This is a genomic window from Marinobacter sp. (assembly GCF_046484525.1).
Classification (GTDB): Bacteria; Pseudomonadota; Gammaproteobacteria; order Pseudomonadales; family Oleiphilaceae; genus Marinobacter.
Map to the genome: position 1 here is coordinate 67,911 of NZ_JAWOIS010000038.1, position 21,196 is coordinate 89,106.

The following is a 21,196-nucleotide window of genomic DNA, read 5'->3' on the forward strand; positions in this document are numbered from 1 at the left end:
TGAATCTCTTGCCCAGTGCCTGAGCATCTGACTGGACGTCCATGTACTACGATTTCTTCGGGTTCCGGGAACCGCCGTTCTCCATCGCGCCAGACCCACGCTATCTGTACCTGAGTGAGCGCCACAAGGAGGCGCTGGCTCACCTGATGTATGGGGTGAGGGGGCAGGGTGGCTTCATCGTTATCACCGGGGAGGTAGGGACCGGCAAGACAACGGTGAGCCGCTGCTTTATCGAGAATGCTCCGGACAACGTCGACATTGCCCTGATCCTCAATCCCCGGCTGTCTGCCCAGGAACTGCTGTCCGCCATCTGCGACGAGTTGCGGATTGCCCACGAGCCGGGCGCGACCATCAAGCAAATGGTGGACCTGATCAACCGGGACCTGCTTGATGCCCACGCCGCCGGCCGCCATAAGGTCCTGATGATTGACGAGGCGCAGAACCTGTCTGCCGATGTGCTGGAGCAGCTGCGACTGCTGACCAACCTTGAGACCGCCGAAAAGAAACTGCTGCAGATTGTTTTGCTCGGGCAGCCGGAACTGCAACAGATCCTGTCCCTGCCCGAACTGCGCCAGCTCAACCAGAGGGTCACGGCCCGCTATCATCTGGATGCCATCAACCGGAACGAGCTGCCCGCTTACCTGAAGTACCGCCTCGGAGTGGCCGGGATGCGCGGGGAACTCTTTTCCCAGGGCGCCATCAACCGGCTTTACAAGGAAAGCCGGGGCATTCCCCGCCTGATCAACCTGATCAGCGACCGGGCGCTGCTGGGCGCCTACGCCGAAGGCGAACACGAAATAACCACCGGTCATATCAAACAGGCAGCCAAGGAAGTTCGGGGTAGCAATTCGGCCCCTGTTAGCGTCAATAGCGGCTCCGGCCGCGGCCCGCAGTACCTGATGCTGGCGGCCTCCATTCTTGTGGCGATCATGGGCACGGTCTGGCTGGTTGAGCGTTGGCCACTGGCCGACACTGTCGAGTTGGCCGCCGAAACCGAAACTGAGCAGGCGGGCGCAGTTGACCGGGAAGCCGAATCACAGGAAGCGGACGAAGCCACCGCTGAAATTGCCACTGAGGGAACCTCGGGCACGGATTCTGTCGGGGAGCCGCTGGCCGCATTCCAGTTCTCCGAAGACAGGGTCAATGCGACGGGCGCTTTCCACTTGCTTTTCGGTCTGTGGGACAAGAGTTACCGCCCTGAGGATCATCCCATTGCCTGTGATTATGCCCGCACTGTTGGCCTGGGGTGTCTGGAACGACAGGGAACGCGCCGGAGCCTCGAGTTCCTGAACCGACCGGCCATGCTCCAGCTTCGGAACCAGGCTGGTAAGACCGGCTATGCCGTGCTCAAGTCCCTCAATGGAGACCTGGCGGAAGTCATGCTCCCCGGGGGGCAATCCCGGGAAATGTCGTTTGCCAGCCTGGAGCGATACTGGTTTGGAGAGTACCGCCTGCTGTGGCGATTGCCCGAATACATGACCGGCGACGATTTCTATGCCTCCGGCAGTGGCGAGCAGTTGTGGATCGGCGCCAGGATGATGGAGCTGGCCGACCGGTATGCCACCTCTGCCACCGAGAATGGTCGGGTGAAACGCATGCCTGCAGAGCAACAGGTGCGCTGGTACCAGGAAATAAAAGGCCTGGCAGTGGATGGCATCGCCGGCGCCATGACGGTTATCCAGATCAATAACGATCTGGATGTTCCGGGGCCGCGCCTGGTTCCCCGTATTTCAAGCAGTAAGGGGTAAGCCATGTCCTATATCCTGGATGCACTCCGAAAATCCGAAACCGAGCGGCGCCAGGGCAAGGTCCCTGACCTGGGCCAGCAGGTTCAGCTCATTCACCGGTCCAAAAAGAAGCGGGGCAGTTCGGCCGCGGCGTGGATTGCCCTGGCATTACTGGCGAATGCAGCCGTTCTGGCTGTGGTGTTCTGGCCGGATAAGGGCTTGATTGCGACTCCCTCACAGCAACAGGCGCCGGCGACTGCCAAGAAGGACGTCGCCATGGAAACCAGCCAGGAAGTGCCCGCTGACAGTCCGGACCCCGTTCGCCAGGCAACGGCGGATGACTGGGTGGCCGAGACTGGTGAGGCGGAAGAGTCCGAACCCCACGCTGCCCCCGCACCGCGGGCTTCGGAGAAGCCGACGATCATCGTGCCTTCCGTGAGTGCCAACGATGGCAATCCGGTGTTGCCTGAAGTCGAAAGCTCAGGCAGGGTGCCGCATCTTGTCGAATTGCCCCTGTCGTTCCAGAAGAGCATTCCCGATTTGACCTTTAACAGCCATCTTTACTCATCTGACCCGTCCTCAAGCCGGGTGATGATCAACGACAACTACCTGCGCGCCGGGGACACCTTTTCCGGCCTGACGGTGGAGCGCATCACCGATGACGGTGTGGTCCTGAGCAGGCAGGGGCAATCGTTCAGGGTCGGCACCGTCCGCGACTGGGTGAGCCCGCGCTGATGGCACTGACGGAAGAGATCAAGCAACAGATCCAGCAAGGCTATCGGGATGTTCTGGCGGGCAAGGACATCCGGGCCCGCTATGGTCAGCGGCTGATGATTGCCGAGATCGCCCGCTACATGGGGGAAATAACTGATAACGATGGGCTGCGTACGTCCCCCCCTGCGACCTGCGTGGTGGAGGCGGGCACCGGTACCGGTAAGACCCTGGCCTACCTGATCGCCGCGATTCCGGTCGCCAAGGCCCTGGGCAAAACCCTGGTGATTTCCACGGCCACCGTGGCATTGCAGGACCAGATTGTCCTTAAGGATCTGCCGGACCTTAAGAAGCACAGCAAGATGGATTTCTCCTGGACTCTGGCTAAGGGCCGGGGCCGCTACCTGTGTATGTCCCGCCTGGAGGCGCGGCTTCACGATGAGGGCAACGGGGACAGCGACACCATGCCCCTGTTCCTGCTCGACAGCCCATCCGGTGACGAGCCGGGCTCCCGTGCCTTCTTCGAGGAAATGCTGGCCAGTTATGGTTCCAGGAAATGGGATGGGGACCGGGACCACTGGCCAGAGCAGATTCCCGATGACGTCTGGCGTCAGGTCACCACCGACCACCGGCAGTGCACCAACCGCCATTGCAGCTATTTCGATAGCTGCGCCTTCTTTGATGCCCGCAAGGACCTGGACGACGCCGATATCGTTGTCGCCAATCATGACCTTGTGCTGGCCGACCTGGCACTGGGCGGCGGTGCAATCCTGCCTGAGCCGGAAAATGCCCTGTTCATTTTTGACGAGGCCCACCACCTGCCAGACAAGGCCCTGAACCATTTCGCCGCTTCGGTTCCTCTGAATGCCACCCGGCAGTGGCTCAAACAGCTATCCCAGGCGCTGGTGAAGATGCAGCCGTTCCTGGCTCCGGGTACCCAGGCGGTCAAGACGCTGGACAAGATCAGCACGGCGGCCCGTGATGTGGATCAGGCGCTTGCCCGGGTTTATGAGGAGGCGGAGCAGAACACCGGTTGGGAATTCAACGAGGAGCGCCGGACCGCTCAATGGCGCTATCCGGAAGGCGAGCTGCCGGAGAAACTGGCCGAGCTTGCCGGTGAGGCCCGCATCGCCACGGCCGGGCTGGTCCGCCATCTTGGCGCACTGGCCGATGAACTCCAGGCGGCCTTTGACGACCGAAAGGAACACGACATCGATCGGGATACCGCCGAGGCGTGGTACCCGGTGATCGGCTCTTTCCACAGCCGGTCCGAGGAACAACTGAGACTCTGGGCGGCGTGGTGTGACCAGGCCGGTGCCGGCAGCCAGGAAAAACAGGGTGATGAAGAGCAGGGCGCTCCGGCGCCAAAAACCAAGAGTCCGCCACCGGCCCGCTGGGCGGTGCGACAGCGCTGGGACCACGCCGAAGATATCACTCTCTACAGCTCGCCGGTGCTGGCGGATAACCTGCTGTATTCCCGGCTCTGGTCACGGGCCTACGGCGCGGTGCTGACCAGTGCGACACTGACCGCGCTGGGCCGGTTTGACCGCCTGAGATCCCGGGCGGGGCTGCCGGAGGCCAGCAAATACCTGGTGGTGCCCAGCTCTTTCCGTTATGGCGAAATGGCGACCGTGGAGGTGCCTGCCATGAAAGCCATGCCCAACGAGGATGCCTTTACCGATGCGCTGGTCGAGCGCCTGCCGGACCTTTGGGTCGGCGAAAAGGCCACCCTGGTGTTGTTCACTTCCCGCCGGCAGATGCAGCAGGTTCGCGATGCCCTGGCCCCGGAATATCCGGATCTGATCCTGACCCAGGACGATATGGCCAAAGGGGAAGTGCTGCGCCAGCATTGCAGCCGGGTGGATGAGGGTCGGCCGAGTGTGCTGTTCGGGGTAGCCAGCTTTGCCGAGGGTATTGATTTACCGGGCAAGTATCTGCATCACGTGGTGATCACCCGGTTGCCGTTTTCGGTTCCGGACGATCCCATCGAAGCCAGTCTCGCGGAATGGGTGACCCAGCGCGGTGGCAATCCGTTCATGGAAATCACCGTTCCGGATGCTTCGGTGAAGCTGGTGCAGGCGGTCGGCCGACTGCTGCGTACTGAGCAGGATACGGGCAGGGTGACCATCCTGGACCGCCGCATTATTGCCCGCCGGTATGGCCAGCTGTTGTTGGATGCCCTGCCACCGTTCCGCCGAATCATCGAGCACTGATAAAAAAAGAGCCGTCCCATTGGGCGGCTCTTGGCGAAGGGGTTCTTTTCGAACCCGGGCGTCGAAACAACGCGGTACAAGAGAAGTCTGAAGGCCTGAAGTTTCAGAATTCCTTGGTGGGGCTTTGCCTCACCGTCGGAAGAATAATAGGGGATTAGAGGGCGTAGACGGATCGTCCAAAGGGCGTAGTGGCTGGAGAAAGCTCTCCATAGATGTGATGAGCTTCACAGTTTGAGACTGTCTTCTGCTCAGGATTCCAGCAGCCCAAGCTCCCGGGCCCGGGCCAGGGCTTCTGTCCGGCGCCCCACGCCAAGCTTTCCATAGAGGTTACGGATATGGGCCTTGACCGTTGCCGGCGCGACTTTCATCCTGCTGGCAATGTCCTTATTGGCCAGGCCCTCATTGATCAGCGCCAGGACTTCCATTTCCCGTTGGCTCACTGGCTCCACAAGGCCCCCGTGATCTTCCGCCAAAGAAGATCGGTGGCCGCCGGATGGTTTGGTCGCCTGCTTTATATTTGCAACCCGCGTGCTCTCCAGTTCCCGAAGCATATGCAGGACTCGCCGGTTCCAACTGCCCGGTGTCCGGAGCGCAGGCAGATCGAACAACATTTCCCGAATCCGCGGGCTTTCCTCGCCAAACAGCCGGACAAAGCCGGAGCCGGAGGCAAGCTCGAGTGCCTCGCTCAACAGAGTGTTGGCTTCTTCCGCGTGTCCGAGAAGGTCCTGCACTTCCGCCGAAACCAGCAGGATCTCCACCAGATGGCGATTGTGGGCATGGCGTGAAGCTGATTCCCGTAGTCCCTCCAGGCAATTCAGTGCCTCCTCCGGCATGCCCCGGGCATTCAATACCCGGGCCTTGCTGATGCGCAACTGCTCCCGGTTCAGGGGATTGGTGGCCTCCTCACCCTCCGTGGCCGACATTATGCTCGCGGCCTTTTCGAGGTGGCCTTCTGCCAGGAAACAGCGCGCGAGCAGGGCCGCGCTGGCCGGCGGTTCAAATACAATGTGGTCCCGTCGTTTCCTGCTGGTTTGCCAGGCATCCTCAAGGGCTTCGATGGCATCCCGGAACCGGGTTTCACTGAAGGCCAGATGCCCGCGCACGTACTGGATCACCACATGCTGCCCGGGTTCGGTTCCGTTACTGACATGCTCAAGAAGAGGCGCAAGGTGGCTCCGGGCCAATTCCGGCTCGTTACGTTCCCGGTAGATCTCGGTCAGGGCACTGTTCTGCCAGCACGAAATCAGCCTCGGCTGGCTCGGATCGGAGTAATGCTTGTCCACCCATTGCCGAACCGCGGTGCAGGTTTCCAGGGCCAGATCTATCTCGCCCCGGTTGTACTGGATCCAGGCCAGCAGTCCACCACTGGAAAGCACCGTGCTGGGTTTGCGCTCTACCTGGCCATAATGGACGGCGGAGCGCAGGGCGTCCTCGGCCTCGGGTAATTCACCGCGTCCGAAACAGTCCAGGCCAATCCCGTAGTAGGTAACGGATTTCAGGGGGATCCGGGTGTGGTCGATCTCTTCCAGAACGCGACGGGTGAGGTCGCTGGCCGCCTTGTCGTCACTCCGGGAGCGGGCAAGGTAGGAACGGATAAGGGAAATCTCGCTGTGCAATCCGAGCGCGCCCTCGGCATCCGGATGGGAATCGGCAACTCGCTGATCAAGAAGATCCTCAAGGGCAATGAGCAGGGGTTCCAGGCTGTCGACACGATTGGCAAAGAACAAACCCCAGATCTTCAGCATCTGTAATTGCGGGCTTTCGCTCATCAGGTACTCTGGTAGCGCTGCAAGCCAGTCCAGTACCGGCAGGTGAAAGCCACCGTGGATGAGGTTGTTGCCACGCTCCGACAGTACCCGGGCCAGCCAGGGCCAGTCCTGGTGGCGCACAATCTGGGCAATGGCTTCCTGTACGTGGCCGTGACTCAGCAGCCAGTCGACGGTTTTGCGCCACAGCGTTTCGGCCAGTTCCGGCTGAGTGTGTTGCATCCGCCTGGAAAGGGCATCCCGGAACAGATCATGGTAACGGAACCAGCCGTTTTGATTGTCCAGTGGAATCAAGAACAGGTTTTGCCGCAGGAGTTCTTCCAGAATTTCCTGGCTGTCGTCCCGTCCCCGGATGCTGTTGCACAGGGAGGCATTCAGGCGGGGGCAGCAGGTGGTTTCCAGGAGGAATTCAGCCAGGTGGGAGGGCTGTTTTTCGAGCACCTCGGTCAGCACATAATCGCTGATATGGCGCTCGTCCACCTCGATGTTTCCGGCAGGCTTTGCCAGTCCTTCCCCGGAAATACTGCTGTCACCGGAGAGTGCGGACAACTGCATGGCCGCAACCCAGCCCTCGGTCTTGCGGCAAATCGCGCGGGCATCTTCGTCGGTGATATCCAGCCCCATGGTGTCCCGGAAAAATTGCCGGCACTCCTCCTCGGAGAACGCGAGTAATCCGGGGTGGATATCCTCTACCCAGCGGCGAACCCGCCAGCGGGCAAGCGGGAGCGGTGGCTCAGTGCGTGAAGCCAGGCAAACTAGCACGCCGGGCGGAAGGTAATCAATAAACCAGGCCAGCTGGCGGTGGATGGTGTCATCCTGGATAAAGTGGTAGTCATCGAGGACCAGGGCCCAGGTACCGCCGTCCCGAGCCAGCTCGTTGATCAGTGCCGTGATGACGACAGTGGGATCTCCGTCGTCCTCCTGCGCCAGCAGTTTGTGGCACTGGGCCATGCCTGGCAGTCCTGTATATTCGAAGGCGCCGATCACGTACTGCCAGAATCGTCGGGGCTGGTCATCGTGCTCGTCGAGGGACAGCCAGGCGGTAGGAGAGGAGGTGCGGGCACACCAGTGGCTGACCAGGGTCGTCTTGCCGAACCCGGCCGGGGCTATGACCAGATCCAGGCGTTTCGGCCCTTCAGGATCCAGCAAGGCACGCAGCCGATCGCGGGGAACCGCTCTCGGATCGGAACTGGGCCGTAGGAATTTCGTGGTAAGCAGCATTGGTTCCTTGAATGCCGGAAAGTAAGAATCTAAGTCGGATTGTGTGCTTTGCGTCAGACAAGTCAAGGTTTCTAATGACTCAGATGGCGATCGGATGATGCGTAAATGCAATTTTGGTCTAAACTTTGAAAAAGGTTTTATCTATAATAAAAAAGAATGAAGGCTCAAGTTTTTATGCGGGAGTGCTGCAATCGATGAAATTACAACAATTGCGCTATATCTGGGAAGTGGCCCATCACGATCTGAACGTGTCCGCGACCGCCCAAAGTCTGTTCACCTCGCAGCCCGGGATCTCGAAACAGATTCGTCTGTTGGAAGACGAACTTGGCCTGGAAGTGTTTGCGCGAAGCGGTAAGCATCTTACCCGTATCACGCCGGGCGGCGAGATCATCATCCGCGAGGCGGGCGAGATTCTGCGACGGGTGGAAGGCATCAAGAAAATCGCCCAGGAATTCAGTAACCAGCGTAAGGGTGACCTGAGCATTGCCACCACACACACTCAGGCCCGCTACGCCTTGCCGCCGATTATCAGCGGCTTCATCGAAGAGTACCCGGATGTGTCCCTGCACATGCATCAGGGTACCCCGATGCAGATTTCCGAGATGGCGGCTAATGGTGCGGTGGATTTCGCAATTGCCACCGAGGCCATGGAGCTGTTCCACGACCTGATCATGATGCCATGCTATAAATGGAATCGGAGCGTGATCGTGCCCAAGGATCATCCGCTGGCCCAGAAGCCGGAGCTGACCTTGCCGGAGCTGGCGGAGTTCCCGCTGGTGACCTACGTGTTCGGCTTCACCGGTCGTTCCAAGCTGGACGAGGCCTTCCAGTCAGAAGGTTTGACGCCCAAGGTGGTGTTCACCGCCGCCGATGCCGACGTCATCAAGACTTACGTGCGGTTGGGACTGGGCGTTGGCATTATCGCCAGCATGGCTTTTGATCCGAAGACCGATGCGGACCTGGTTGCCCTGGATGCCCGCAAACTGTTCCGGCCCAGTGTCACCCGGCTCGGCTTCCGCAAGGGCACCTTCCTGCGTGGCTATATGTATGACTTCATGCACAGGTTTGCACCGCACCTCACCAAGGAGAGGGTGGATGCAGCTGTCGCCCATCAGGGCAGTCGGTCAGAGATCGAGGAGTTGTTCAAGGACGTGGAGCTGCCCACCTATTAAGTGGGCAGTCCGAAAGGATCGGAGGGCCTGATCAGTCTTTGGCGATCAGGTTCCCGGCATGCAGGCCACATTCCTTTTTCGTGGCCTCTTCCCACCACCAGCGGCCTTCCCGCTCATGCTGACCCGGCAGCACCGGCCGGGTGCACGGTTGGCAGCCGATACTGACAAAGCCTTTCTCGTGCAATTCGTTGTAGGGCGCCTCCGACATCCGGATGTAGTCCCAGACCTCGTTGGACGTCCAGTTGGCCAGTGGGTTGAACTTTACCAGGGTCCTGTCTTCCGTTGAGAACGTCGAATCCTCCTGCACGACCGGCACATCGTTGCGGGTACCGGGGCTTTGGTCCTTGCGCTGGCCGGTAATCCAGGCATCCACCGTCGCCAGTTTGCGTTTCAGCGGATTGACCTTGCGGATGCCGCAGCACTCGGAATGTCCGTCCTCGTAAAAACTGAACAACCCCTTGCGATTGACCAGATCCTGCACTTCGGCTGCGTCGGGGAACAGCACCTCGATCTCGATGCCGTAATGTTTGCGGACCTTCTCCACAAACTCATAGGTCTCCGGGTGTAGTCGGCCGGTATCCAGGGTGAACACCTGCAGGTTGTCGGTGAGCTTGTGGGCCATTTCAATCAGGACCACATCCTCGGCACCGCTGAACGAGACAGCGATGTTGTCGTAACGCTGGAGTGCGGCCTTGAGGATGGCCCTGGGGCTTTGGCCCTCGAGTTCCGTGCGAAGGGTGTCTATATCCGTCATGGAGAAAACATACCTTTAATCAATGTTCAGGCAGGCTAACATTAAATCCCTCATAGCCGGAAGGAATGACAATCTATATATTTATACCTTATTATCCTGGTTTCGGGCCCCAGAATCACGATGCATTCCGCCCCGGATTTCCTTATCATACGTTCCTGATCAAACACGAGCGGCAGCTCAGCCACCGAACCACGTAATCAGGAGACCATTGTGGAACTCGCATGTCTTGACCTTGAGGGGGTACTGATCCCGGAAATCTGGATCGCATTCGCCGAGAAAACCGGCATTGAAGAACTCAAGGCCACCACCCGTGACATTCCCGATTACGACGTGCTGATGAAGCAGCGCCTGCGCATTCTTGACCAGCACGGCTATGGCCTGCCGCAGATCCAGGACGTGATCGGAGAGCTGGACCCGCTGCCCGGCGCCCGGGAATTCCTCGACTGGCTGCGCGAGCGCTTCCAGGTGGTGATCCTGTCCGACACCTTCTACGAATTCGCCATGCCCCTGATGAAAAAACTGGGCTACCCGACACTCCTGTGTCACAAGCTTGAAGTGGCCGAGAATGGCCAGATCACCAACTACCTCCTGCGCCAGCGCGACCCTAAGCGCCAGTCAGTTCGCGCCTTCCAACTTCTGAACTACCGCGTCATCGCCGCCGGCGACTCCTACAACGACACCACCATGCTGGGTCAGGCGGAGCAGGGCATCCTCATCCACGCCCCGCAAAATGTTATCGATGAATTCCCCCACTTCCCGGCCGTCCACAACTTTGACGAGCTCAAGCAGGAATTCCTGAAAGCCAGCACCGTCCACGACTGCTGATCAGCGGTCCGGGCATCGATCCGCTTCTGCCCGTCGGGCCCGCGGGGTCAGATGAAAGCTTTCATCTGACCCCATTTTCATCCCACGAGGCCAGAGGCTAACCCAAGGGGCGGGCACCAACTCCGGGGTCAGAAGAAAGCCTTCTTCTGACCCCAACTTCACCCCTCGCCAATCTCCAACTCCTCCAAAAACCCCATCAAAGACCCAACCTTAGCCAACGTCTCCTGATATTCAGCTTCCGGGTCCGAATCCGCCACAATACCCCCACCGCCCCAACACCGAATGGTGCCCTTGCCATCACAGAGCAAGGTGCGAATCGCAATATTGCTATCCAGCCGCCCATCCAGCCCGTAATAAAAAACCGAGCCACAGTAAGGCCCACGCCAATGAGGCTCCAGCTCCCTGATAATTTCCATTGCCCGAATCTTCGGCGCACCCGTAATCGACCCCCCGGGAAACGCATCAAACAGCGCCTTCAGCGGCGAAATCCCCTCGGCAAGCTCCGCACGAATATGGCTGACCAGGTGATGAACATTCCGGTAGGACTCCAGGGCAAACAGCTGGTCCACGGAAACTGAACCGGTGGCCGCATTAAGACTCAAATCATTACGCAACAGGTCCACTATCATCAGATTTTCAGCCCGGTCCTTCTCGGAGGCCCGCAGCTCGGCCGCCAGCGCCGCATCCTCCTCCGGAGTTTTCCCCCGCGGCCGGGTACCCTTGATAGGACTTGTCTTTACCGTCCGCTCCTCAATCTCGAGAAATCGCTCCGGAGAGATTGAAAGAACCGAATACTCACCAGCCCGGATAAAAGCGCTGTAAGGGGTAGGGTTGGCTTCCGCCAAAGCCTGAAACGCACACCAGGGATCGCCGCTGAATTTGCCAACAAACTCCTGGGACAGATTGGCCTGATAGCAGTCACCAGCCTGGATGTAATCGCGGATGGTCTGGACGCCAGTCTTGAAGGATTCGGGAGATTGTCGGGGTTTGAAAGGCTCGGTGATCTCCCAGCTGCAAGGCTCATCACCATCCGGCTCGGAAAGCCACCCGTTTATCTGGCCGGCCAGACTCTCCGGGCATTCCGGGTGAATCCAGAGGTAATAGTCACCGGTCTCCCGGTTGTGGCTCGCCATCCAGAGATACAAACCGGCGGACAGTAAAGGTACCGGCAGAATGGGGCAGATAGGCGCAAGCCGGGGTTCGCGGATGTAACCCAACTCGTAACTCAGAAAGCCTATCCAGCCACCGACCAGGCAGTCCACCTCAGACGAATATCCCGCGTATTTGCCAGCTTCGATTTCCATTTCTCGGGCCAGCTGCATGAGATCGCCACTATCCCCATCGCCCTGATGCCAAACCCTGGTTTCGGCAGCACTGCACGAAAACCCGCGCCAGGTGCCCCGGCCAGCGCCTTCGCCAACGGTACCGACATGAACAAAATCGTCCTGCATCGAGGCGTGTTGCAGCAAGCGGGTTAACTCCTCCCGGGAAAGCAGGCGGGTCGTAGCCGGGCTCAAGGTACCTCCGAAGAATTTTGGAAGAATGATAAACAGGGCACAAAACGGGCGTTGTCGGCTCTGCGGGACCGCTGATCTAATGAAAACAGGTTCACGCAGCAGTTCTTACCTGTGGACGTGTATTTTAACCGAGTTCGTCGGTGAACGTATTCAAATCAGCAGAATAACAAGGGAAAAGAACGATGCCTCACTCTCTCAAAACTGTCATAGCCTCAGTGACTATGTCGCTACTGCTTACTACCGGTTTGGTTCAGGCCCGGGATAAGGACACCGTCGAAATAGAGATTCCCGAAAACAGTGTGCTTTCCGACGGTGTCATCGACAGAAAAGAGATGGCCCGCTACCTGGTTGTCGCCAACAAGCAGCTTGCCTACCTGGCTGAACAGGCAACAGCGGAGTACCAGGGCAGGATTGAGCCCGGGGAAACTCCCATGCCCTCCGGATGGATGCTGATGAAAGACGGAGTCACCGTAAAGGAACTGAAACTCGACGAAGCAGCAGAGGGGGCTCCGCCGCAGATCCGCGTGGTTATGTTCCGTGTAGCGCTGAAGTCCATAGCCCGGAGGGGCCAGATCAATGCCGCCGCCATTCTGTATGCGGGTCAGATGAGTGACGATAATCCCCAAAAAGTTCTTGTTCTGGAGCATGAGCACCGGCTTGGAATCTCGGGGAGCAAGTTCGTCCCTTACCAGGACGAGGGTGGAAAAGTGAAATATTCGCAGTCTATTACCAAAGAAAAGCCGTTCCAGATATTTTATGACGACAAAGCCGACGCGCCCGAAATTTCAGGCTGAGTGAGAAGTGGTCGTGGTTTGTTTCAGGTTGTAAACGGAACGTGACGAACTGTGAGGGTAATCACGGATTAGGACTGTAAAACAATCTTAAATGGAGGCGTGGGGTCACCGATCTCACAGCCAAATCAAAAACTCAGATAACAACAAAATGAGTTTATAAGGAGATAAGAATGAAAGGCCTGAAAAAAATTGCGCTTGCTACTGCGGTAGCTGCTGCACCCTTCGCTGCCCAGGCAGAATTGAAGGCAATGAACGATTCCGCGATGGGTAACGTGACCGGTCAGGCCGGTGTGACCATCGAACTGGAAACCAAAGTGAGCATTGGTCAGTTCAAGTACACTGACGAGGGTTCTTTTGCAGTGAACGACATTGTGCTGGGTGGTGCTGGTGTGACCACGGATGGCGCTGTTGACACCGACGGCGACGGTACTGCAGATAACACGCTGTTGGATCAACTCAAGATTGATATTGATGTAGCGGCTGACGGTGACGCAGTTATCCACGTGGGCTCCCTGGAAGTTGATCCAACCACTGGTGCACCGGTTCCCATTGACTGGGGTATGACTGCTGGTTCAATGGAACTTATCGGCAATGATGCAACCGGAGATACTACTACTCTGATTTCAAATATGAGTATGCACGGTGATCTGGCCGCCCTGGATATGCGTGTCGACACAGCTACTGATCACCTGAACATGGTTGTAGCGTTCGATATTGACGATATGGATTTCGATGTTGATTTCCTTGGCATTGGTATCCGTGACATGGTGGTTTCCGGCGCAGGAACTAATTTCGACTATGACGGCAACGGCCAGACCGCTGACGAGGAACTTGCAGCAAGCGGCGGCACAGCGGCTGAGGGTTATGATTGGAGTACGGATCCAACTCAGCAACTCGCTTTCGGAAAGCTGACCAACTACGCCAACGTCAATCTTGACGTATACAAAGGTGCGGGTTTGGGAGCCTCCACAGCGACCAACGTGCTGCGTGTGGATGTGAATAACGTCTACATGGACGTAAACATCGGCGATATCCAGATCGGTGGTGACATCGCTGCTGGTACCGGCCAATCCATCGGTTCCGTGGCACTGGACAACTTGGCGATCACCGACACCAAACTGGCTATCTACGGTCACTGATCTGACCTGATACCCATTCGGTGAAACGCCCCGCTTTGCGGGGCGTTTTTTCGGTCGGCTAGCCAAAAAAGACAGCCAGCGGCCGCCTCTTCGCATTCCTTAAGTCGTACCTACTCCTCAGGCACCGCAATAGAAAGATCAAACCCTCCTCCAGCCCTCGGCGTCAAACTGATCGGCCCCTCATTAATCGCCTCCGGAATCCGGATCTGATCAATCCCCGGCGGGGTACCGATCGAGAAATTCACATTCTGCCCATCAAACCCGATCCCCAACTGGTCATTCAAAAAAGTCTGGGTAAACGGCTCATCCGGAATCTCCATCTGCTGGCCAAAGATCAGCGGCGGGATGGTGGGGGTTGACTCGGCAATCGGCTGGACAGCAGTCAACTGGTCGGTGGGAAGCAGAAGGGCGCGGCGGATGAACTCCTCTTCCGCGGCGGCCAGGGCGTCTTCCCGGTCCTCTTCCATATATTTCTGCAGCAGGTCCCGGTAGGCTTCTTCTTCGGATTCGGTCAGCACCGGTTCGCCGGGGGAGATGGTCAGGGAACGGATGATGCGCCGGCGGTCGGCCTCGGATTTCCGCTTTTCCTTGGGTACGATGATGACCGCTGAGTCCTTGACGTAGGTTTCCACCATTTCGTCGGACGTCAGGGCTTCCACGCCCGCGGTTGCCCCAAGGCTGGCGGCCAGGCCGGCGATGGCGCTGGCGAGCAGATGTGTGCCTTTCATAGTGTGGCCTCGTCCTTTGATCTGCTTCTCAGTATTCGGTTTGTTGGACAGTTTTTCAACCGAGTGCACGTGGGATTGTGATCAGTCTCTTTGAATTGTCAGTATCTTTATAAAAAGCCGCAGTTTCATTGGTATAGTCGTGGAACTTTTCCGTTCGTACAGGGCCACAAGGGCAGAATGATCAAAGTATTTCGCGAACGCTGGCAGCGCTGGCTGAATCGTCGGGTTCCCCGATCGGACAGTCAGTCGTTCAATCAGAAAAATATCTTTATTCTGCCGACCGGAGCCGGTCTGGTCTTCGGTATTTTGCTGTTGGTGATGCTGATCACCGGCATCAATTACCAGAACAGCCTGATTTATCTCACCACGTTTCTTCTTGGCGCGCTGTTTATAGGTGCCATGCACCAGACCCATCGCAACCTGTCAGGCCTGCAGTTGACGGTGACTCAACCAGGTGAAGGCTTTGCCGGTGACGAGGTTCCATACCGGTTTCGGGCCTCCGCCGGGAAAGGGCCGGCCATTGCGATCCGTCTTTCCTGTGAGGATTCCACTCTTGCCCCCTTCCATATCCCGGCCGGACAGGCGCTGGATGTGGCCTTGTCGGTGCCTTCCGCCCATCGCGGTTACCTCCGGCCGGAAATGATTCGGATCGAAACCCGCTTTCCTTTTGGTTTGTTGAAGGCCTGGTCCTGGATTCGGCCAGTATCGCCAGCGATCATTTTTCCCAGGCCTGTGGCTGCGCCGGATGCCGGAAGCACCGTCGAGGATGGAGATGAGGACAGTGCCCAGCGCCCAACCATCGGAAATGATAATGCGGACCTGCGTCCCTGGCGTGAGGGCGATCTGAGTCAGCGCGTCATGTGGAAGCGCTATGCCCGCACCGCACAGATGGTGGTCGCGGATTGGGAGGGGGAACAAGGGAACCCGCAGTGGCTGGACTTTTACGCGTTTGCCGGTACGGACAATGAGCTGCGGCTAAGCTATCTCGCCTCGCAAGTGCTGGAGCGGGCGAAGGCCAGTACGCCGTTCGGTCTGAATCTGCCGGGGCAGGTGATTGAGCCTGATCAGGGGCCGGCACACGTCACCCGCTGCCTGCGTGCCCTGGCCGTTTGGGGAGAGGAGCCTCTGAGAAATACGATAGCGGCGGAGCATGGAACCCGCCGGAATGAAGCCCCAAGAGAGAAGGAGGCTGCGGCATGAAATTGACCCGGACCTTCTCTCTCGGTCGTGAGGCTGTTGAGCCGGCGAACGCTCTGCCTTCGAATGCCTTGCTCTGGTTGATCGGCAGCTTCGCCATCCTGTTGGCGCCCCAGTGGGACCGGCTGCCGATATGGCTGGTCGCCGCCTGCGGGATATTGGCAGTGTGGCGGTGGCTCGCGCAGGAGGGCAGGGTCCGGCTTCCGGGGCGCTGGTTGCGCACTGGTATCATGCTGGTTCTGATCGCCGTGTACGTTGCTACCGTCCAGGGCCGTTTTACCGTGGATACCGCAGCCTCGTTCTTTGTGCTGGCGGTGGGGCTGAAGTGGCTGGAAACCCGCTCAACGCGGGACTTCTACGTGCTGTTTTTTATCCTGGTCTACCTGGTCGGGGTTAATTTCCTGTTCCAGCAGAATATTCTGTGGTCGTTGGTGAACTTCCTTGCGGTTGCTTTACTGCTGGTCGGGTTGCAGGTGCTCAATGCCCCGGATCTACCCAGCGATATGCCTTCCGGCTGGCGTCGCCTGGGCGGACTGGTTCTGAAGACCCTGCCGGTCGTTGTGCTGCTGTTTGTCTTCTTTCCCCGCATGGCACCGCTCTGGAGTGTGCCGCTGGTTTCCGGCGAAGCCCGTTCGGGCATCAGTGACACCATGCGGCCGGGGGACATCTCCAACCTGGCCCAAAGCAGCGAGCGTGCTTTTCGGGCAACGTTCGGGGGTGGAATACCCGCATACCGCGACCGTTACTGGCGCGGCCTGGTGCTGGATTACCTGGATGGGGAAACCTGGCGCCAGGGGCGTGAAGAAGGTTTCCGTCGGCTGGGCCGGATCGCGATGGATGGTGGCGTAGGGCCGCTGGGCGGCAGGGAATATGATGTGCTGATGGAGCCGACGGATCAACGCTGGGCATTCGCCCTGGAGGGCTCATCGGCGGTCTCCGACAACGTGGTGGAAGAGGGTGATGACCTGTTCCGGTTCCGCCGGCCGGCGGACAGCCCGATGCGTTACCGTCTCAGCCTTGATGAATCCCGGAGCTCCAGAAATGGTGAGCTGAGTCCTGCGGAGCGGCGCCGGTATCTGCAGTTGCCCGCGTCCGGCAACCCGAGGGCCCGTGAGCTGGCCCGCGAGCTGGACCAACGTTTTTCTGATCAGGGTGTTGTTGACTCGCTGCTGAGCCGGTTCCGTGAGCAGGAATACTTCTACACACTGCGTCCGCCGGCCATGCCCGAAAATGGCATCGATGCTCTGTTGTTCGATCAGAAACGCGGCTTCTGCGCCCACTATGCGGGGGCTACCACCTTCGTTCTGAGATCAGCAGGTATTCCGGCCCGGGTGGTCGTCGGTTATCAGGGCGGCGAATCCGGGGCAGGGGCTGAATACCTGATCGTGCGCCAGTATGACGCCCATGCCTGGGTCGAGGTTTGGCTGGATGGCCAGGGCTGGGTGCGGGTCGATCCCACGGCGGCGATTTCTCCGGCGCGAATCGAGTCCGGCCTCCGGGACGCGGTGGCAGAGGAAGGCTCATTCCTGGAGGACGAGGTCCTCTCGGCCCAGAAGTATGGTGATCTGGCACTGGTGCAATGGGCGAGTCTCCAGTTGGATCGAATTAACTACCAGTGGCAGCGCTGGGTGGTCGGTTATCAAGGCCAGAGCCAGATGGATCTGATGTCTCGCCTGCCCGGCGGTATCGGCCTGCGTGAACTCGGCTACCTGACGGCCGGCATTGTTGGTGCAGGACTGTTGATCGCGGGCCTGTTTTCAACGTTGCAGTTGCGACGGGGTGAACGTCGGGACGATTTCCAGAAAGTGCTGCTATCCTGGCACCGGGCCTGCGAGAGTGCCGGTGTGCCGGTCCGGCAGGGGGAAACCCCAACTACTCTGGCAGACCGGCTGGCGCAAGCGCGGCCTTCGGTCACGGAAACGGCCCGTCGTTTTGCCTGGATGGTGAACAGCCATTACTATAAGCCGTCATCCGAATCCGATGATCAGGAACTGCGGCGTATGCGGCGGTTGCTGGGCACTATGAAACGCCGGTTACGGGAAGCCTCACAGCGGCGCCATCCACACAGAGAATCCGGATCAGCATCGTGACCGATATCGCGCAAGACATGCCCTGGCTCCAGCGAGCCTGGCAACAGATACAGGCCCGGCTCGCCGAGGACCGCCTGCCCCATGCCCTGATCATCAATGGCGAGCGGGGTGTCGGGAAACGGGCCTGGGCGGAAGCTGTGGCGTGCTTGCTGCTTTGCGACCGACCGGTTAGGAATGAAGCGGATCTACCGGTCGGGTGCGGCCACTGCAAACAGTGTGAGCTTGTTGCCGCCGGCAGCCATCCGGATTTGCGGATCTATGCACCGGAAAAATCCCGGATGGTGAAGGTGGACCAGATTCGGGCGCTGTCTTCGTTTGCCGTGGGTTCGCCCCAGGTCGCCCATCACAAGGTGGCAATCATTGATCGGGCCGACCAGCTCAACATCAATGCCGCGAATGCCTTGCTGAAAACCCTGGAGGAACCACTGGCGGACGTCACCCTGCTGCTGCTCCAGGAAAGCGGCCGTCCCGTGCTGCCAACCATCCGGTCACGCTGCCAGACCCTGAACATTTCAGTGCCTGCGCGGGAGCAGGCGGAACGCTGGCTGGTGGCGAAGGTGACGGAGCTGGACGAAGATCAGCGACCATCCGCGGAAGTACTGGCCAAAGCGCTGATGCTGGCGGGTAACGCACCACGACTTGCCCTTGAATACGTCAATGGCGAGTTTCTCAAGCTTCGCGATGAGGCTTTCGAAAGCTTCAGGCAATTCATGAAGGGGCAGATGCCCGTGGCCGAGGCCGCGAAGGCGTTCAAGGCCATGGGGCTGGAAGATGCGCTGTTCCTGTTCGAAGGCTGGGCAGCGGACCTCGCACGCATGGCGGCCGGTGGCCAGGCCTCGGACGCGGAGGCTGCGGACATGCTCGGGTTCCTGGCGAAACGGAATCCGGCCTGGCGGGCCCATGAGCTCCTGGATATGATCCGGGAGTCGAGGGCAGCGGGTGTCTACAATGCCAATCCGGAGCTTGAAGCCAGCCGTTTGTTACTGGCCTGGCAGGCCCTGATGCCCAGGCGGCGCAAGGCGGGTTAACCGCGTTGTCGGTAAGGGCTACGCCTATGCGGGCCCAAGCTGCTATGATTGCGAAATGACAGGGATTTTCTTATCCCGGTATGAACGAGTTACCGTGACAACACAATAAAAGGTGTCAGATATGGGCCCAGGTTTTGGCGCGCGCAGTGGCATTCTCACCCTGACCATCAAGGACAAGGCAGTGCTGTATGCAGCCTACATGCCCTATATTCGTCAGGGCGGAATGTTTATTCCGACGCAGAAACAGTACCAGCTTGGTGACGAGGTCTTTCTCCTGCTCAACCTGATGGATGAGCCGGAAAAGATCCCCGTGGCCGGCAAGGTCATCTGGATAACACCGAAGGGTGCCCAGGGGAACCGTGCTGCCGGTATTGGCGTACAGTTCAACGGCGATGATGAAACGGCTCGTACCAAGATTGAATCCTACCTGGCCGGCTCCCTCAGTTCCGATCGCCCCACACACACCATGTGAGGCGTTCCGCTTCATGAACGATATGTCTGAAACCGCACGATCTGCCGGAAAACCGTTGTGTTGCTCGGAAACCGTCTGGCAGCTCGAGAACATTGATCTTGCTGGCCTTTCCTGGTCTGCCAATCCCGGAGTTAGCGGGCAATCACCGGTCCTGATGCTTCATGGCTGGCTGGACAACAGCCTGACCTTCAGAAAACTTGCCCCGGAACTTGCAAAACTGGCCGATGTGCATGCCATCGATATGGCCGGGCATGGAAAATCGGGACACCGGTCACCGGGCCAGTCCTACCTGCTGATGGATTACGTGGCGGATCTGGCCGAAGTGATCGAACGGCATTTCAGCGAATTCGATGAGAGCCGGGTTGATCTGGTGGGGCACTCGCTCGGCGGCATCGTCAGCGCCCTTTACACTGCAGCTTTCCCGGAAAAGGTCCGGCATCTGGTGATGATTGACAGCCTCGGCGCCATCAGTCGTCCGGTTGAAGAAACCATTCCCCAATTGAGAAGGGCCATCAAGAAGCGCCTGAACGGATCCGGTAAGTCGGTGGTCTATCCGGATCTGACAACTGCGGCAAAGGCCCGGGAGGGCGGCGTCAGCCCGCTGAGCCATGAAGCCGCGCTGACCCTGGTGCCCCGGAATATGAAACCGTTTGGTGACGGTTACGTATGGTGTACTGATCCGCGTCTTCGTCACCCATCCCCGCTGATGATGACGGAGGAGCAGGTGCTGGCTTCCCTGGAAGCCATCGAGACGCCGACGTTGTTTGTGCGTGCCGATGAAGGCCTGCTCTCCCATCGCAAAGGGCTGGACGACAGGGCAGAGCGGATCAGGAATCTCACAATAGCACGTGTTCCGGGCGGCCATCATTGTCACCTCGATGGCGATACCGTGCCGGTAGCAGAAGCGGTAAGGGCATTTTTGACCAATGGTTAAGCAATTGAGCGTAAAGTGGTTCGTTAAATCCCTTGGCGGGATGCTGGTCCTGTTGGCTACACTTTCGAATGAGGCGTTGGCATCCGGTTTTCCGGAACCTTTCCCCCAGTCGCAGTTGGAAACCAGTACCCGGATTCAGTCCAACGGCCATCTGGTGTTGTTCAGCCCGGTTCGGGAAGTGAATAATGAAATCCGTTCCGACACCATGGCGCGTTTGCCGGTCTCGGGCGAAGGCCGAATGTACCAGCTTAACCGGGATGCTGGCCGGGCCGGGGCTCGCGGCCATTATCGCCAGCTGTTACAGGCCCGGGGCGCTAGCGTTCTGTATGATTGTTCCGGGGTCAGCTGCGGCCGGAGTGTAATCTGGGCGAACCGCATTTTTGGCCAGGCGATCCTCAACGGCCGGGATTCTGAACAGGATTACCTGATTGCCGGGTCACTCGATGAGGATGGAACCCGTTGGCTGACGCTTGTTTACACCGTAACCCGAGGCAACTTGCGTGAGTACATCTGGGTCGAGCATCTCAGGCTCGGTGACGGTGCCGTTGTACCTGGATTCGATACGGGTTCCGATCGGATGTTCGGGCCGTTGATTGTTCCCTATGAGGGCGGCTTTACCTACAAATTTGACTGGGCGGCAAGCGATCGTCGCAACCTGAGGGAGCAGGCTTCGGAAGAAGGCGCTACGGTGGTTCTGGTAGGATTCTCGTCGCTGGGCGCTGAAGAGAGCCTTGACGACTCCCTCGAACGTGCCCGGGGTGCGACCGAGTCCCTCTCCGAAGTGTTGGCGCGTATCGGGATATCCCGGGAGCAGCAGAAAATACTGGTGGTTGGCCCCTTTATACCCATGGAAAACCCGGATCGTCAGGGTGATAGGGTGGAAGTGACCGTCATTTCGAGGTGAGATC

17 protein-coding genes are annotated in these 21,196 nt (G+C 58.9%); 13 read left to right on the top strand and 4 right to left on the bottom strand.

Annotation, left to right across the window (positions count from 1 at the left end):
- Window positions 1-41 precede the first annotated feature (41 nt).
- Genes R6W86_RS08410 through dinG form a run of 3 tightly spaced genes read left to right on the top strand, consistent with a single transcriptional unit; the run spans window position 42 to window position 4,651 of the window.
- On the top strand, window positions 42-1,748 hold the full coding sequence (locus R6W86_RS08410; RefSeq protein WP_410328913.1) for an ExeA family protein: 1,707 nt from the start codon (window positions 42-44) through the stop codon (window positions 1,746-1,748).
- Window positions 1,749-1,751: 3 nt separating this feature from the next.
- Entirely contained in the window at window positions 1,752-2,462 is a 711-nt protein-coding gene (locus tag R6W86_RS08415; RefSeq protein ID WP_410328914.1) for a general secretion pathway protein GspB, read from the top strand.
- Entirely contained in the window at window positions 2,462-4,651 is a 2,190-nt protein-coding gene (dinG, locus tag R6W86_RS08420; protein WP_410328915.1) for an ATP-dependent DNA helicase DinG, read from the top strand. Before R6W86_RS08415 ends, dinG begins: the two co-directional genes overlap by 1 nt.
- Before the next feature lie 248 nt (window positions 4,652-4,899).
- On the opposite strand, the gene R6W86_RS08425 is transcribed toward dinG, so the two are convergent.
- On the bottom strand, window positions 4,900-7,638 hold the full coding sequence (locus tag R6W86_RS08425) for a LuxR C-terminal-related transcriptional regulator (protein ID WP_410328916.1): 2,739 nt from the start codon (window positions 7,636-7,638) through the stop codon (window positions 4,900-4,902).
- A gap of 194 nt (window positions 7,639-7,832) precedes the next feature.
- Between R6W86_RS08425 and cysB the strand changes: the two genes are divergently transcribed.
- Window positions 7,833-8,810 carry an HTH-type transcriptional regulator CysB gene (gene cysB / locus R6W86_RS08430; protein ID WP_410328917.1) on the top strand — a complete coding sequence of 326 codons (978 nt, stop codon included), beginning with the start codon at window positions 7,833-7,835 and terminating at the stop codon, window positions 8,808-8,810.
- A gap of 31 nt (window positions 8,811-8,841) precedes the next feature.
- Here the strand turns inward: cysB and R6W86_RS08435 are convergent, their stop codons facing one another.
- The gene (locus R6W86_RS08435) at window positions 8,842-9,564 is read right to left on the bottom strand and encodes a phosphoadenylyl-sulfate reductase (protein WP_410328918.1); all 723 of its coding nucleotides are present in this window, start codon (window positions 9,562-9,564) and stop codon (window positions 8,842-8,844) included.
- A 210-nt stretch (window positions 9,565-9,774) separates the two neighbouring features.
- Here R6W86_RS08435 and thrH point away from each other — a divergent pair, with 210 nt between their 5' ends.
- Window positions 9,775-10,389: a bifunctional phosphoserine phosphatase/homoserine phosphotransferase ThrH gene (gene thrH, locus R6W86_RS08440; protein ID WP_410328919.1), complete on the top strand. Its 615-nt coding sequence runs from the start codon at window positions 9,775-9,777 to the stop codon at window positions 10,387-10,389.
- A gap of 158 nt (window positions 10,390-10,547) precedes the next feature.
- Here the strand turns inward: thrH and pabB are convergent, their stop codons facing one another.
- Window positions 10,548-11,906 carry an aminodeoxychorismate synthase component I gene (pabB, locus tag R6W86_RS08445; RefSeq protein WP_410328920.1) on the bottom strand — a complete coding sequence of 453 codons (1,359 nt, stop codon included), beginning with the start codon at window positions 11,904-11,906 and terminating at the stop codon, window positions 10,548-10,550.
- A 332-nt stretch (window positions 11,907-12,238) separates the two neighbouring features.
- Between pabB and R6W86_RS08450 the strand changes: the two genes are divergently transcribed.
- Both R6W86_RS08450 and R6W86_RS08455 read left to right on the top strand, forming a co-directional pair.
- Complete coding sequence (locus tag R6W86_RS08450; protein ID WP_410328921.1) at window positions 12,239-12,700, top strand: hypothetical protein; 462 nt, start codon at window positions 12,239-12,241, stop codon at window positions 12,698-12,700.
- Window positions 12,701-12,870: 170 nt separating this feature from the next.
- On the top strand, window positions 12,871-13,839 hold the full coding sequence (locus R6W86_RS08455) for a DUF6160 family protein (protein WP_410328922.1): 969 nt from the start codon (window positions 12,871-12,873) through the stop codon (window positions 13,837-13,839).
- Between the two features lie 110 nt (window positions 13,840-13,949).
- Here R6W86_RS08455 and R6W86_RS08460 read toward each other — a convergent pair whose 3' ends face one another.
- The gene (locus R6W86_RS08460; RefSeq protein ID WP_410328923.1) at window positions 13,950-14,567 is read right to left on the bottom strand and encodes a hypothetical protein; all 618 of its coding nucleotides are present in this window, start codon (window positions 14,565-14,567) and stop codon (window positions 13,950-13,952) included.
- 177 nt (window positions 14,568-14,744) lie between these two features.
- On the opposite strand from R6W86_RS08460, the gene R6W86_RS08465 reads away from it, so the two are divergent.
- From R6W86_RS08465 to R6W86_RS08490, 6 genes are all read left to right on the top strand, one after another.
- Complete coding sequence (locus R6W86_RS08465) at window positions 14,745-15,767, top strand: DUF58 domain-containing protein (protein ID WP_410328924.1); 1,023 nt, start codon at window positions 14,745-14,747, stop codon at window positions 15,765-15,767.
- Window positions 15,764-17,854, top strand: coding sequence for a transglutaminaseTgpA domain-containing protein (locus tag R6W86_RS08470; RefSeq protein ID WP_410328925.1), 2,091 nt, complete (start codon window positions 15,764-15,766; stop codon window positions 17,852-17,854). The genes R6W86_RS08465 and R6W86_RS08470 overlap by 4 nt, the downstream gene beginning before the upstream one ends.
- Window positions 17,851-18,882: a DNA polymerase III subunit delta' gene (gene holB, locus R6W86_RS08475; RefSeq protein WP_410328926.1), complete on the top strand. Its 1,032-nt coding sequence runs from the start codon at window positions 17,851-17,853 to the stop codon at window positions 18,880-18,882. Before R6W86_RS08470 ends, holB begins: the two co-directional genes overlap by 4 nt.
- 121 nt (window positions 18,883-19,003) lie before the next feature.
- Window positions 19,004-19,354, top strand: coding sequence for a PilZ domain-containing protein (locus tag R6W86_RS08480; protein WP_091999324.1), 351 nt, complete (start codon window positions 19,004-19,006; stop codon window positions 19,352-19,354).
- Window positions 19,355-19,376: 22 nt separating this feature from the next.
- On the top strand, window positions 19,377-20,288 hold the full coding sequence (locus R6W86_RS08485) for an alpha/beta fold hydrolase (protein WP_410328979.1): 912 nt from the start codon (window positions 19,377-19,379) through the stop codon (window positions 20,286-20,288).
- Window positions 20,281-21,192 carry a DUF4892 domain-containing protein gene (locus R6W86_RS08490; protein WP_410328927.1) on the top strand — a complete coding sequence of 304 codons (912 nt, stop codon included), beginning with the start codon at window positions 20,281-20,283 and terminating at the stop codon, window positions 21,190-21,192. The genes R6W86_RS08485 and R6W86_RS08490 overlap by 8 nt, the downstream gene beginning before the upstream one ends.
- Window positions 21,193-21,196 lie beyond the last annotated feature (4 nt).